The sequence below is a fragment of the Bradyrhizobium canariense genome (assembly GCF_900105125.1).
Lineage (GTDB): Bacteria > Pseudomonadota > Alphaproteobacteria > Rhizobiales > Xanthobacteraceae > Bradyrhizobium > Bradyrhizobium canariense_A.
This window is the reverse complement of record NZ_LT629750.1, coordinates 4,741,729-4,753,525: the sequence shown is the minus strand read 5'-3', so window position 1 is coordinate 4,753,525 and position 11,797 is coordinate 4,741,729. Positions and strand designations below refer to the sequence as shown.

At 61.2% G+C, this 11,797-nt stretch carries 15 protein-coding genes and 1 tRNA gene; 5 read left to right on the top strand and 11 right to left on the bottom strand.

The annotated features are described in order from the left end of the window. Nucleotides 1-98 precede the first annotated feature (98 nt). The gene (locus BLV09_RS22640) at nt 99-1,541 is read left to right on the top strand and encodes an MATE family efflux transporter (RefSeq protein ID WP_146688967.1); all 1,443 of its coding nucleotides are present in this window, start codon (nt 99-101) and stop codon (nt 1,539-1,541) included. 30 nt (nt 1,542-1,571) lie between these two features. Here the strand turns inward: BLV09_RS22640 and BLV09_RS22635 are convergent, their stop codons facing one another. From BLV09_RS22635 to BLV09_RS22615, 5 genes are all read right to left on the bottom strand, one after another. Then, nucleotides 1,572-2,096 carry a hypothetical protein gene (locus BLV09_RS22635; RefSeq protein ID WP_146688966.1) on the bottom strand — a complete coding sequence of 175 codons (525 nt, stop codon included), beginning with the start codon at nt 2,094-2,096 and terminating at the stop codon, nt 1,572-1,574. Between the two features lie 98 nt (nt 2,097-2,194). Further along, a complete protein-coding gene (locus BLV09_RS22630) occupies nt 2,195-2,608 on the bottom strand; it encodes an SRPBCC family protein (protein ID WP_146688965.1) in 414 nt (137 codons plus the stop codon). 226 nt (nt 2,609-2,834) lie between these two features. Beyond that, nucleotides 2,835-3,194, bottom strand: a complete 360-nt coding sequence (locus tag BLV09_RS22625) for a VOC family protein (protein WP_146688964.1) — start codon at nt 3,192-3,194, stop codon at nt 2,835-2,837. A 55-nt stretch (nt 3,195-3,249) separates the two neighbouring features. Then, entirely contained in the window at nt 3,250-4,089 is an 840-nt protein-coding gene (locus BLV09_RS22620; RefSeq protein ID WP_146688963.1) for a helix-turn-helix transcriptional regulator, read from the bottom strand. 123 nt (nt 4,090-4,212) lie between these two features. Next, on the bottom strand, nt 4,213-4,791 hold the full coding sequence (locus BLV09_RS22615) for a methylated-DNA--[protein]-cysteine S-methyltransferase (protein WP_146688962.1): 579 nt from the start codon (nt 4,789-4,791) through the stop codon (nt 4,213-4,215). Between the two features lie 144 nt (nt 4,792-4,935). On the opposite strand from BLV09_RS22615, the gene BLV09_RS22610 reads away from it, so the two are divergent. Then, nucleotides 4,936-5,009, top strand: a tRNA-Gly gene (locus BLV09_RS22610). A 41-nt stretch (nt 5,010-5,050) separates the two neighbouring features. Here BLV09_RS22610 and BLV09_RS22605 read toward each other — a convergent pair. After that, a complete protein-coding gene (locus BLV09_RS22605) occupies nt 5,051-6,367 on the bottom strand; it encodes an MFS transporter (RefSeq protein WP_146688961.1) in 1,317 nt (438 codons plus the stop codon). Nucleotides 6,368-6,643: 276 nt separating this feature from the next. Here BLV09_RS22605 and BLV09_RS22600 point away from each other — a divergent pair, with 276 nt between their 5' ends. After that, nucleotides 6,644-7,486, top strand: coding sequence for an amidohydrolase family protein (locus BLV09_RS22600; protein WP_146688960.1), 843 nt, complete (start codon nt 6,644-6,646; stop codon nt 7,484-7,486). Nucleotides 7,487-7,598: 112 nt separating this feature from the next. Continuing rightward, nucleotides 7,599-8,015, top strand: a complete 417-nt coding sequence (locus BLV09_RS22595; protein WP_146688959.1) for a PaaI family thioesterase — start codon at nt 7,599-7,601, stop codon at nt 8,013-8,015. A 660-nt stretch (nt 8,016-8,675) separates the two neighbouring features. Here BLV09_RS22595 and BLV09_RS22590 read toward each other — a convergent pair. Further along, a complete protein-coding gene (locus tag BLV09_RS22590) occupies nt 8,676-8,879 on the bottom strand; it encodes a hypothetical protein (RefSeq protein ID WP_146688958.1) in 204 nt (67 codons plus the stop codon). 246 nt (nt 8,880-9,125) lie between these two features. Here BLV09_RS22590 and BLV09_RS22585 point away from each other — a divergent pair, with 246 nt between their 5' ends. Further along, nucleotides 9,126-9,371, top strand: a complete 246-nt coding sequence (locus tag BLV09_RS22585) for a hypothetical protein (protein ID WP_244548792.1) — start codon at nt 9,126-9,128, stop codon at nt 9,369-9,371. Between the two features lie 134 nt (nt 9,372-9,505). Here BLV09_RS22585 and BLV09_RS22580 read toward each other — a convergent pair whose 3' ends face one another. The 4 genes from BLV09_RS22580 to BLV09_RS22565 all read right to left on the bottom strand — a co-directional run bounded on the left by BLV09_RS22580 (nt 9,506) and on the right by BLV09_RS22565 (nt 11,709). Beyond that, nucleotides 9,506-9,886 (bottom strand): nuclear transport factor 2 family protein, encoded by a 381-nt coding sequence (locus tag BLV09_RS22580; protein WP_146688957.1) that lies wholly within the window; start codon nt 9,884-9,886, stop codon nt 9,506-9,508. 190 nt (nt 9,887-10,076) lie between these two features. Beyond that, on the bottom strand, nt 10,077-10,394 hold the full coding sequence (locus BLV09_RS22575; protein WP_146688956.1) for a cupredoxin domain-containing protein: 318 nt from the start codon (nt 10,392-10,394) through the stop codon (nt 10,077-10,079). 10 nt (nt 10,395-10,404) lie between these two features. Then, on the bottom strand, nt 10,405-10,926 hold the full coding sequence (locus BLV09_RS22570; RefSeq protein ID WP_146688955.1) for a DUF4142 domain-containing protein: 522 nt from the start codon (nt 10,924-10,926) through the stop codon (nt 10,405-10,407). Nucleotides 10,927-11,016: 90 nt separating this feature from the next. Further along, a complete protein-coding gene (locus tag BLV09_RS22565) occupies nt 11,017-11,709 on the bottom strand; it encodes an RNA polymerase sigma factor (protein WP_146688954.1) in 693 nt (230 codons plus the stop codon). Nucleotides 11,710-11,797 lie beyond the last annotated feature (88 nt).

The window sequence follows — 11,797 nt, the reverse complement described above, 5'->3', positions numbered from 1 at the left end:
AGGCGGCCCATGCGCCTGACGCAACCAGGCCGCGGGCTGGATCGTGCTAGGAAGCCAACAGCGCGCGGCGGCCAGATCGCGCCAATTCCGGAGAGGAAATGTCGGATATCGCTGTCGCCCCGATTCCCGTTGACGACGGCGAACAACCGCTCCCTCCAATTGCAGCACCCGCCAGGAATGCGCTGATCGACGGTCCGATCCTGCGCACGCTGTTGTGGCTTGCCTGGCCCAACGTCATCGCGCTCAGCGCCGGCACCTGTGTTGTCATCGCCGAAACATCCTATATCGGCCGGCTCGGCGTGGAGGCGCTGGCTGCGATGGCGCTGGTATTTCCGTGCGTCATCCTGACCATGACGATGTCCGGCGGTGCGATGGGCGGCGGCGTCGCTTCCGCAATTGCGCGTGCGCTGGGCGCCGGCGATATCGACCGCGCCTCGACGCTGGCCGCGCATGCCCTGCTGATCGGGATCTGCTTTGGGCTGACCTTCATGCTCGGCATGCTGATTTTTGGGCCCAGATTGCTGGAATTGCTCGGCGGGCGCGGCGAGGTCCTGGCGAATGCCATCGCCTACGCGCAGATCTTTTTTGGCGGCGCGGTTCTGCCATGGCTGTTGAATACGATGGCGGGAATCTTGCGTGGCACCGGTAACATGAAATTGCCGTCGCTGCTGATCCTCAACTCCGCCGTCTGCCAGATCATTCTCGGCGGCACACTCGGCCTCGGCCTCGGTCCGGTGCCGCAATTCGGCATGCGCGGCGTCGCCGCGGGATCGCTGATCGCCTACAGCATCAGCGTGTCGATCATGGCGTGGTATTTGTTCTCGGGGCGGGCGCGCGTCGTTCCCAAGATTCGCGGGCTTCGCATCCGCCGTGCGATGTTCGTCGACATCCTCAAGGTCGGCCTGGTGTCCTGTTTCTCGCCGCTGCAGTCGGTGCTGACGATCAGTATCTTCACGCACATGCTGGCGGGATTCGGCACCGCGATTCTGGCCGGCTACGGCATCGGCGCCCGGCTGGAATTCATGCTGACCTCGGTTGCGTTCGCGTTCGGAATTGCGTCGGTGCCGATGGTCGGCATGGCGATCGGCGCCGGCCGCATCGCGCGGGCGCGGCAGATTGCCTGGACCGCGGGCACGCTGTCTTTCGTCTCGGTCGGGGCGATCGCGACGGTCATCGCGATTTTTCCCGACCTCTGGGTCAATATATTCACCGAGGATTCCGCGATGCGGAGCGCCAGCCGTCAGTATTTGTCGACGGCCGCTCCGATGTACGCGTTCATCGGGCTCGCGATGTCGATGTACTTCTCATCGCAGGGCGCGGCCAAGGTGATCGGGCCGGTGCTGGCGCAAAGCGCGCGGCTGGTGTTTATCGGGCTCGGCGGCTGGTGGCTGTCGACGCACGATGCGAGCGCTGAAAACTTCTTCGTGCTGGCGGCGACTTCGATGGTGGTGCTCGGCGTGTTGTCGTCCTCGAGCGTCATCCTGACGCGATGGGGACCAAAGGGCGGTGCGGTGCCAGAAGTCCGCCCTGCCTTGTCGTGAGACATCGCATTTCGGCGTCAAGAGCGGATTCTATCGCCGCCGGTGATGGCGGTGACCGCCGCCGCCAAAACTGGCCAGCCGCATCAACTGCGGGATCATGCCCATCAATTCGCTGCCACCACCGCCGGCGAGCATGCCCATGATGTCTCCGCCACCGCCCGCGCCGATTCCGATTCCCGATGCTTCGGGCGCGTAGCCACCGCCGCCGAAGCTGCTTCCCGTGCCAGCGCCACCCGGCATTCCGCCAAGGCCTCCCGGAATGCCACCACCCATTCCGCCAAGTCCGCCACCAAGTCCGCCACCAAGACCGCCGCCGCTACCGTCCATCATCTTGCTCATCATCGGTCCCATGGTCTGCATCATCATGGCGAAGCGGCGCTTGCCCATTTTTGCTTTCATCATTTCGAGCATCGGCGCCATTTGCGTCATCATGTCGCCACCACCGCCTCCGCCGCCGCCTAAGCCGGCGAACTGCGCCTTCGCCGGCGCGGACATCAGCGTAAACAGCAACAGCAGCGTTGCCGCCTGGCACAGCACCTTGTCAGCTCCTGTCATGGCTTTGCTCCTCGCGTGCGCAAGCACCGCGAAAGCAGCGCAACCGGACGCACGAGGGCGAGGCTAGGAAGAACGCGCTCCGACGACTGTGAGAAAGATCACGTAATCGGCTGAACAGCGCGACCGAAGGCCTTCTGCATGGCGAGCACGGCCTGGTCCATCTGGCCGCCGATATAGGGCGCGATATCGTTGGGCAGGAAATCGATGATCCAGAGCAGCCGGCTGCGCCCGTCGTGATCGTCGAGCACCTGCACCGAAGCGCTATAATGCTTCACGCGCTCGCTGATGATGGCGTAGACCAGCCGCCGCCGCGTCTCGTCGCAATCGACCAGCAACTCGCGCAACACCGTACCGCTGGCAAATGTGACGATGCGGGCGCCGTCGCCGTCGAGACGCGTGTCGAGCACGAAGCCCGGCGCTAGCCGCGTATGCAGCGCACCGAAGTCCCGTACCGCGTCCCACACTTCGTCCGGGCGTGCACTGAGTTGAATGTCTTTTTGAAGGGATGCCATGGTGATGGCCTTTCTTGACCGAGAACGGAATGTCATCTTGGTATTTCACCGTCATTCCGGGGCGATGCCAACGGGTCCGGCCTCTGGCCGGCCCGATGACAGGCTCCGCATCGAACCCGGAATCTCGAGATTCCGGGTCTCGTGCTGACGCACCATCCCGGAATGACGGTCTTAATGAGGACACGCATTTCGCACGAGCGGTTGGCCGCGATGAGATGGTTGGTGGCTAAGCACAAACCGCCTCGACATTGTTGCCGTCGGGATCGATCAGGAACGCAGCGAAATAGGTCGGGCTGTAATCGGCTCTTGGGCCCGCAGCGCCGTTGTCGCGGCCTCCCGCTTTTAGTCCCGCGGCATGAAACGTCTTGATCGCGGCGTGGTCGGGCGCGCGGAAGGCGATATGGGCGCCGGCCCCCGCAGACCCCTTGTGCAGATAAAGCCAGAGCGCGGGCTCACCTTTGGGTCCAAACCCGGCGCCGGTGTCGTCCCGGGAACACAGCACATATCCGAGCGGCGCCAGTGCCGCGGTGTAGAAGCGCACGCTGGCGTCGAGATTGCTGACTTTGAGTCCGATGTGGTCGTACATGATGATCTCCAAATCCGGGCGCGTTCGGTAACGCGCCGTGTGGAAATCACCCTAGTCAGTGCACCGCGAGCCGTTCTTGGAAAATCTTGCGGTCGCCCCGCGAGGCCTGGCGGAATTTCAACGGCGACACGCCCGCGGCGCGGTGGAAGGTGCGCACGAAGTTGGAGAGATCGCCGAAACCGACGTCATAGGCGATGTCGGTGATGGGCCTGTCCTCGTCGGCCAGAAGGCGCGCCGCATGACGCAGCCGCGAGCGCACCAGATACTGGTGCGGAGTGACACCAAGCACGTCGGAGAACAGCCGCAGAAAGTGAAACGGACTGATGTCGGCCTGGATGGCGGCCTGTTCGAGATCGATCGGCTGATGTGAATGCGCATCGATCCACAAGGCCGTCTCCACCGCGCGACGGCGATCCCGCGCCGCAGCCACCACCGGCTTTTGCGCCCGCCCGGAGACCATCTCGACGAACCGGCTGGCGAATATCTGCCCGATCTCGTCGAGGGCGATATCGCTGCGGCCAGCGGCCGCCGTCCGGGCAAGCTCGCCCAACACCATCAACTCGGGCAGCGGCGCGACGTACCCGGTCCGCCAGATTTCCGTCCGATCGCCGATGGCTTGCACCAGTTCAGGGGTCAGGAAAAACGACAGGCATTCGTCGCCGCAGACGTGATCATGGCTGCAGACATATTCGTCGCCGGGATAGCCGACCAGGATCGATCCCGCCACCAGTTCGAAGGAGCGGCCGCGGCTGCGACAGCCGAAGCTGCCTGTGCGGACATAGGAGATCGAGTGACAGCCATATTGCTCGACGAACGGTGCGTCACCGGGCACCGCGGTGCAGCGGAAGTCGGACACCGTGATCGAGGGGCGTTGCAGAAGCGTCGTTCTGACCATGCTGCTAATTTAGGGCATGATCCCGAAAAGGGGAGGCCGGTTTTCGGAAAAGATCATGCCCCAACAGAGATCATGCCCAAAGGGATGAGCGGCGGCTCTGCTTCAGCGAAGCGTGATCAGACCCTAGGTTTGCGGGCGCGGCGGTGCAGCGGGAAGCAGCACGTCGAACAGGGTCTTGTTGCCCAGGCTCAGCGTGCCCTCGATCGACAGCAGCCGGCGTTTGGAGATGCTGCCGCCATGGGGCGAGATCTTGTCCGCATAGCTGCCCGCTTCGAGCACGCGGTGGCACGGCACGATCAGCATGAAGGGGTTTTTCGCAATCGCCTGCGCCACCGAACGCGCGGCGCCGGATGCTCTCAGACTGGCGGCGACTTCACCATAGGTGCGGGTTTCGCCGCGCGGAATCGTGCGTGTGAAGTCATAAACACGCCGGTTGAAGGCAGGGATATCGTTCATGTCGAGGGTGGCGTCGGAGAGATCGCCGGCCTCGCCACGCAGCAAAGCAATAATCCCTTCGATCGCCATTTCGACGTCGAGGGGCGGCCGCTGCTCACGGGCGTCCGGATAAAGACGGTACAGCCGCCCCCGGGTTTCAATCTCCCGCGTTTCCGGTAGCTGGACGCCGATAATGCCGCTTGCGCTCCACGCGATGCCACACCGGCCTATCGCCGTGTCGAATAGAAAATACCCACGCCCCGCCATTACGCCACCTCAACCCCGGAACGGATCATAGCACCGTCACAAACGGCCGCACCTGGAAAGTTCGGCTGGGGTCAAGCCGCGCGGGAAATGTCGGGAACCGCTTGGCGGCGCGCGCAGTCTCGGCTAATCATGCTCAAGAAGATCGCGGGCGTAGTTCAATGGTAGAACGGCAGCTTCCCAAGCTGCATACGAGGGTTCGATTCCCTTCGCCCGCTCCAATCCCAAGAATATCGATAAGCCGGGTTCTGCTCAGCTCAGCTCAGCTCCGCGCGGCACTCGGCTGATGGATGGCTTGCCGGCTTGACGGCGCGGTATTGGGTGCCTTGATGAGCGCTGCGATCACCGCGGCCAGCACCGAACATCCCGCCATGAAGTACATCGCCCCCTGAAAGCTGCCGGTCTCGGACCGGAGCCAGCCGGCGCCGTAGGGCCCGACGATCGATCCGATTTGCGCAAAGCAGTTGATGAAGGCGATGCCGGCGGCGGCCTCCACGGGAGCCAACACGCTCGGCGAGATTGCGAAAATGCAGGGCGGGCAGGCGTAATATCCAATGCTCGCGATCGCAAGCGCGACCAGCGACCATTGCGAGCCGCCCAGCCACGCAGCGCAGGCGAGGCCAGCGGCCGCAACGATCATCGATGCCGTCAGATGCCAGCGGCGCTCCCCGGTCCGGTCGGAACTGCGTGCCCATAGCACCATGCCGATGACCGCGACGAGGTAGGACACGGAATTGACCGCGCCAATCTCGGTCGTGCTCAAGCCAAGGTCGCGAACGATTTGCGGAAGAAAGAAGGTGATCCCGAAGGCTCCGACATTGCGCAGGGCGTAGATCAATGCCAGTGCCATCACGCGCGGTTTGCAGATCGTCTGCCACATCCGCGGCTTGGGGCCGGTCTGGGTGATCTTTTCGCTGTCCAGGCGTCGCTGCAACCAGGATTTCTCATCCTCGCTCAACCACTTTGCCTCGGACGGCTTGTTCGTCATCACGAACGCGGTGACGAGGCCGAGAATGACGGCCGGCAAGGCCTCGATGATGAGCAGCCACTGCCAGCCGCCGAGACCCGCGAAACCATTCATGCCGAGCAAAGGGACCGACAGCAGCGCGCTGACGATATTGGAAACCGGTGCGGCGACCAGGAATATTGCGATCGCGCGGCCGCGCAGAACATCGGGAAACCAGTAGGTGATGTACAGCAGAACGCCCGGCACCAGCCCGGCTTCCGCCGCACCGAGCAGCATGCGCAGCACAACGAAGCTATTCGCCCCGACAACGAACGCCGTTGCCGCGGAGAGGATTCCCCAGGAGATCATGATGCGGGCGATCCATAGCCGCGCCCCAAATCGCTCCAGCGCCAGATTGCTCGGGATCTCCAGCAGCAGATAGGTCAGGGAGAAAAGACCGGCGCCGAGGCCAAATTGTTCGGCGGTCAGATGAAGGTCGTGGTTCATCTGCAGCGCGGCGTAGCTGATATTCGATCGGTCCAGATTGGCGAGAAAATACGCCGCAAGCACCAGCGGAAGCACGCGCCAGGAGACCTTTCGCAAGGTCCGTTGTTCGATTTCTGACTGCGGCATGCGGTCCGTCCTTGTCTGGCGTCCGCAGCAGTCACGTCTGACCCGCGAGAAGCCTCTCCCGTTTTATGTCGCCTGGTTGATGATCGTGCGGCGACTGTTGTTGTCTTTATCCAAACCGCACCTGAAACGGAATAGAGCAATCCCTCCTTGCCTCGGCGATTGTGATGGCCTGCACTGCTGGTTTGAACGTTGTGCCTGCGGGCGTCCTCGGATTAATCGAGCCGAACAGCAGCGTTCCTTTTTGCCGGAACGGCGGGGATTCCAGAGGATGCGGAAATGGCGGCCGGTGAAATTGCGACAGAACAGCTGAATTTTCAGCCGCCGCCGGGGCTGTGCGACACCCACATGCACATCTACGAAGCCGGTTATCCGACCGTTGCGGGCGCAACGGCCCCCGCGCGCGGCACGTTGCAGAACTATCGGGCGCTCAGAAAGGCTCTTGGAATCGAGCGCACCGTTATCGTGCAGCCCGCGGCCTATGGCTTCGACAACCGCTGCACGCTTGCAAGCATGGCGCAGCTCGGGCGCGACGCCGCGCGTGGCGTGGCCGTTGTCGACGGTGAAATCGGTGTGCAGGAGCTTCGCGATCTCACCGATGCCGGCATGCGCGGCTTGCGGCTGGCGATGATCCCCGGTGGCGCGATCGGATGGGCCGAGGCCGATGCGATCGTGCGCAAGGTCCAGGCAGTCGGCTGGCACACGCAGTTACAACTTGACGGGCTGCAACTGCCGGCGCGCGAAACCCAAATCCTGGGTTGGCCGGGAACGATCGTCATTGATCATATCGGGAGATTCTCGGGCGGGGTGACCTCAGATCATCCAGCGGTTCAGTGCTTGTCACGCTTGCTCGAAACCGGCCGGGTCTGGTTGAAGCTTTCGGCGCCGTACTGGGCATCGCGCTCAGGGCCACCCGATTACAGCGACGTCGAAGCATTGGTAAAACATTTCGTGGCGATCGCACCGGACCGCATGGTATGGGCAACCAATTGGCCTCATCCTTCGCTATCCGAACCGCCAAACGATACGCAACTTTTTAATTGCATCGCCAAATGGCTTCCGGACGCGATGCTGCGGCAACGCATTCTTGCCGACAATCCAGCGCGGCTTTACGGATTTTGACGTTGATCGAACAGCCGCGCGTGCCTGTCGAGGCAGGACCCTGGCCGGGTGCCCGCCCCGCCCTCATGGCGCGATGAATTCAATTTCATGAGACATAGGGGAAACTGGCACGATGCGTGAAGCAGCACAGGCGATGTTCGAACAAGCGCTTGCCGATGACAGGCATGAGTTCGGCTCCTTCTTCCTGTCGCGCTTTCTGGGAATGCAGATCTCCTATGCGGACGATAGCTGCACCGTATCGTTCGACGTAAAGCCGCCGATGTACAATCCGCAGGGGTCGCTTCACGGTGGGGTGTTGGCGACCGCGCTGGATATTTCGATGGGGCATCTTCTCAAGCACCGCATCGGAGCGGGATCTACCCTGGAGATGAAGGTACAGTATTTCAGCCCCGCTCGAACCGGCGTCGTGCGCTGTCAGGCAGGGTTTCTGAAGAAGGGCCGTTCGATTTTCTTCCTGCAATCCCACGCCTATGATGCGGCTGGGGAAACGGTCGCTCATGCGACGTCAACCTGGAAACTGCTGAAATAGGCGACGAGTGATTTACGAGCCGCACCGAAGCCAGCCGTTGAACCATGTTACGATGCTGCCCGAGCCATTGGGCTGAGCGCAGTCGGCGCTAGCTCCCGCGGAGCTATCATTATTGGCCAGTCTAATTTTGGGCCGAGGCCTGGGTAGTATCCCGGCGATCCGTTTTGCATTCGGATGAAGCGGTCGCAGCGAACTACGATTTGCAGTTCTCCTCAGTGCGGGCTGGAAGGTCTCAATCCGTTTCACCGGCAACGCCGCAGTGGTCTCTGTTAAAGAGCCGACATACGTAACATCGAGTTTGTCGGCCTTAGTGAGGGTGTCCTGTGAGAAGCCAGCGCCGACCGTCTGGTCAGTCACCGTTTCCTCGGCGGGAGACATCGACGCTGTTACCCTGGTGGCGAACAATCCACCGATACTTGCCAGGCAAACGGCCGCGATCCAGACTGTTCTGATCAACCTCGCCCCCAAACTTTCTGGTTGAGGAAATACAAACTTCGCAACGATCTTAGAGCGAGATCAATCAATCTTAATTTTGTGTTACGCACAATTGGAAGCGTGCATTCGCCGAGGATCCTCTTCGATCGTAGTTAACGCCGCGGGCTTTCGGATGAAATTAGCCGGAGCGGCAAAGTGACACGATCGAGCCGCGCGGAGGCGCGCCTAGCGCACGATGAAGTAGCCGCCGTCAGTTGTGTCGAGCGGTATACCGGCCCTCAGGACGGCGACCGAAGGCGATGCCGGCCCTCGTTCGAGTTTTGAGATAACGGAAACGCCAAGCAGCGTGACGATGAATATCGCGACAAAAGCCGACCCGATCGTTCTGCGGTGCGTCTGGCGATCAGCGCTGTACAGCGAGTGGTTCATTGTTGCCGCCCTAAATAGTCCGCTTGCAAAAAGCGGGACGACGTACCGATAGCGCTCAGATTTGAATAAACGAGAGTCGAATTCCGTTAAATTTTACCGGCTTGCTCAGGCTGGTTGATTGGCGACCGCTGCCGACCGGGCATGGTGAATTTTCGGTGCGCGGCAAATTCAAATGCGAATTAATACGGCGGCTGGTTCTTAGAATTAGCAGTGTATGACGTTCCGAAACAATATAGGGAGCGGTCGATGACGGCATTCGGGACGATGCAGAACTTTCTTGCGCGGGACTCTGGTATTGCTGCGACTTCGGCGACGTCAGACAGCATCTGGGCGGAAACCGCCCGGGCGGTCATTGAGCAAGCCCATAATTTCGGTGATGAAGTCACGGTCAATGCATGTCAGCGTGTGATCGATGACGATTCGTGTGGCGATCTGCCGGCTCAGTCGGACGTGAACGTCGTTCTCAGCTTTTTGGATCTGCATACACACTAGCAGCAGTTCCAGCGTGGCTCGCCGCGCCGTTCGCCGACCTTCCCGCCCTGCTCAAAGCGTAAAGGCGAAGGCGTAATCCACCACAGTGAGGCGGATTACGCTGCCTCTGTCATCGAGCACGTGCTCGCAACCTCTCAAGCGCCCGGCAGCACCTGATCCAGAAATCCGGTGATGCTGCGGATCCGTCCATCCCTGAGCACGGCGAAGTCGGTGCCCTTGATCGGGCTGTCGGCGCCATCGGGACCGAGCCCCCACGAGAAACGGACGTGGTCGCCATATCCGTTGGGCTCGCCGATCAGTTGAAATCTGAAATCCGGAAAGCGCTGCTGCACGCCGGCGATCAATGCATCGACGCCGTCACGGCCGTCGCCGCTCATCAGCGGATCGACATACTTCGCATCGTCAGTCCAGTTTGCCTTGAGAATTTCACGCCGGCGGTCGGCCGCGCGTTCGTTCCACAAATGGATGTAGCGACAGGCAACGGTCTTTGGGTCAATTGTCTTGGTGTCGCTCATTTTGCTTTCCTTCGATGGCGCCGGATTGATCGGCTGATCGACTATCGAAGGTAGGCGCGCCCAAATCGATTACCTCGGAGGTCATCCAGTGCATGATCCAAAACCATGGACGCCGGCTTTTGGTAAAGATCATGCACAGGAGAAAAGCGACGAGCCCGATTTCAGCGAAGCTGGATCAGGCTCCAGCGTGCTAGGGCATCACCACGAGCGTCGCCTTCATGTTGGGATGGAAGCGGCAATAATATTCGATTGTGCCGGCTTTCTTCAGGACGACAGTCGCGGTTTTCTTCGGCGGCATCGTCACGTTGAAATCGCCATTCCGCGCGGTTGCGGTGTGCGCGAAAATGTCCTTGTTGACCCATTCGATGGTGTCGCCGACCTTGGCCGAGGTTTCCGCCGGCGCAATGACCAGATTTTCCATCGAGATCTGTATGGTCGCCGCACGCGCCGAGACGAAGGCCCCCAGCGATAACGCTGCAATGACCGGGAGAATCCATCTCGGCGTCATGTGAAGCTCCTTATTTCAGGCTGGCGGCGACGTGTTCAGCATGTTGTTCGTGGCCCTGGAAAATCTTCAGGCCGGTCTGCAGCAGGCTCTTCAGTTCGGCATTGCCGGCGGACGGAATCAGCGTCGTCTCCAGCGCGCTATCGACCGCCTTGTGATAGGCGACCTCGTTGGCGACATAGGCCTTGTCGAATTCCGCGCCTTTCAGCTTCGCCAGTTCGGTGCGCTTGTCGGCGGCGTTCTTTGACAGCGTCTTGCTGGTGTCGTTGTCTTCGGGCGTGACGTTGAGCTTCTTGACAAGATCGAGCGCCTGCTTGTTCACCGCTTCATGGTCGCGCACCATGTCTTCGGCGAACGCCTTGACCTCCTTGTTGTTGGTTTTTTCCAAAGCCTGCTTGGCGGCGGCAACATCGATCACGCCGGCGGTGTAGGCGATATGGGCGATCTGCGGATCGGTCGGCTTTGCGCCCTGCGCAAATGCGGTGCCGCTCAACAGGCTTACCGCGGCAATCGCCGCGCTCAATCGTACGAACATGGTCTGACACTCCTGTAGCGCCGGGACCGAGGCCGCCGGGCATTGGTTGCACAGGAGTTGGATGGGTCGCGTGTAGAAAGGTTCCGAAGATTATTCGGGGAGGCCCAGTCTTTTCAGAACTGCTTCCGTCAGCCGTTCACAACGCTTGCCGGCAAATGGAAATGCTTCCATCACTACGGGGCCGATCTTCTTTTCGACGTTGTCGCGCAGCATCGCGCGGGCGCGGTGCAATCTTGTCTTCACGGTCTCCGGCTTCAATCCGAGAATATCGGCGGTTTCCTCGATATTCATTCCCTCGATCACGCGGGTGATGAAGACGACGCGGAAGGCCTCGGGTAATTCGTCGATCGCGTGCTCGACGACATGCTGGATTTCACGTTGCGCCATGGATTTTTCCGGATCTTCCGCGACAGCCGAGAGAGGAAACTGAATGATCTGCGCTTCCATTTCCCCCGGAGCCAGCGTGTCGATCTCGACGTTCGGCCGCTGGCGGCGCAAGCGGCCGAGCGCCTCGTTCATGGCGATGCGTGCAAGCCAGGTCGCGAGGCTGGACTCGCCGCGAAACTTTTCCAGATGCGTAAACGCGCGGACATAGGTTTCCTGCACGACGTCCTCCGCCTCGGAGTCATTGCGCAGAATGCCCCGGGCGAGCCGGTAAAGCCTGCGGTTGTTGGACTGCATGATCGAGCGGAAGGCGGTCTCGTCCCGCGCCAGCGCGCGCCGCACCAATTCGGCGTCGGCGGCCTCAGTGGCGACAATCCGGGGTGCCGGTGCGTAGGGCATAATGAGGTGGCTCCATCCGATCACATTGTACTGCTGATCGGTTAGATGGAGCAGCCGCAAATAGGTTCCCGCATCCGAAAAAGACCGA

Excerpts from the sequence above, each read along its gene's own strand:
- BLV09_RS22640 (WP_146688967.1), top strand. The coding sequence starts at position 99 with ATGTCGGATATCGCTGTCGCCCCGATTCCCGTTGACGACGGCGAACAA.
- BLV09_RS22635 (WP_146688966.1), bottom strand. The coding sequence starts at position 2,096 with ATGACAGGAGCTGACAAGGTGCTGTGCCAGGCGGCAACGCTGCTGTTG.
- BLV09_RS22630 (WP_146688965.1), bottom strand. The coding sequence starts at position 2,608 with ATGGCATCCCTTCAAAAAGACATTCAACTCAGTGCACGCCCGGACGAA.
- BLV09_RS22625 (WP_146688964.1), bottom strand. The coding sequence starts at position 3,194 with ATGTACGACCACATCGGACTCAAAGTCAGCAATCTCGACGCCAGCGTG.
- BLV09_RS22620 (WP_146688963.1), bottom strand. The coding sequence starts at position 4,089 with ATGGTCAGAACGACGCTTCTGCAACGCCCCTCGATCACGGTGTCCGAC.
- BLV09_RS22615 (WP_146688962.1), bottom strand. The coding sequence starts at position 4,791 with ATGGCGGGGCGTGGGTATTTTCTATTCGACACGGCGATAGGCCGGTGT.
- BLV09_RS22605 (WP_146688961.1), bottom strand. The coding sequence starts at position 6,367 with ATGCCGCAGTCAGAAATCGAACAACGGACCTTGCGAAAGGTCTCCTGG.
- BLV09_RS22600 (WP_146688960.1), top strand. The coding sequence starts at position 6,644 with ATGGCGGCCGGTGAAATTGCGACAGAACAGCTGAATTTTCAGCCGCCG.
- BLV09_RS22595 (WP_146688959.1), top strand. The coding sequence starts at position 7,599 with ATGCGTGAAGCAGCACAGGCGATGTTCGAACAAGCGCTTGCCGATGAC.
- BLV09_RS22590 (WP_146688958.1), bottom strand. The coding sequence starts at position 8,879 with ATGAACCACTCGCTGTACAGCGCTGATCGCCAGACGCACCGCAGAACG.
- BLV09_RS22585 (WP_244548792.1), top strand. The coding sequence starts at position 9,126 with ATGACGGCATTCGGGACGATGCAGAACTTTCTTGCGCGGGACTCTGGT.
- BLV09_RS22580 (WP_146688957.1), bottom strand. The coding sequence starts at position 9,886 with ATGAGCGACACCAAGACAATTGACCCAAAGACCGTTGCCTGTCGCTAC.
- BLV09_RS22575 (WP_146688956.1), bottom strand. The coding sequence starts at position 10,394 with ATGACGCCGAGATGGATTCTCCCGGTCATTGCAGCGTTATCGCTGGGG.
- BLV09_RS22570 (WP_146688955.1), bottom strand. The coding sequence starts at position 10,926 with ATGTTCGTACGATTGAGCGCGGCGATTGCCGCGGTAAGCCTGTTGAGC.
- BLV09_RS22565 (WP_146688954.1), bottom strand. The coding sequence starts at position 11,709 with ATGCCCTACGCACCGGCACCCCGGATTGTCGCCACTGAGGCCGCCGAC.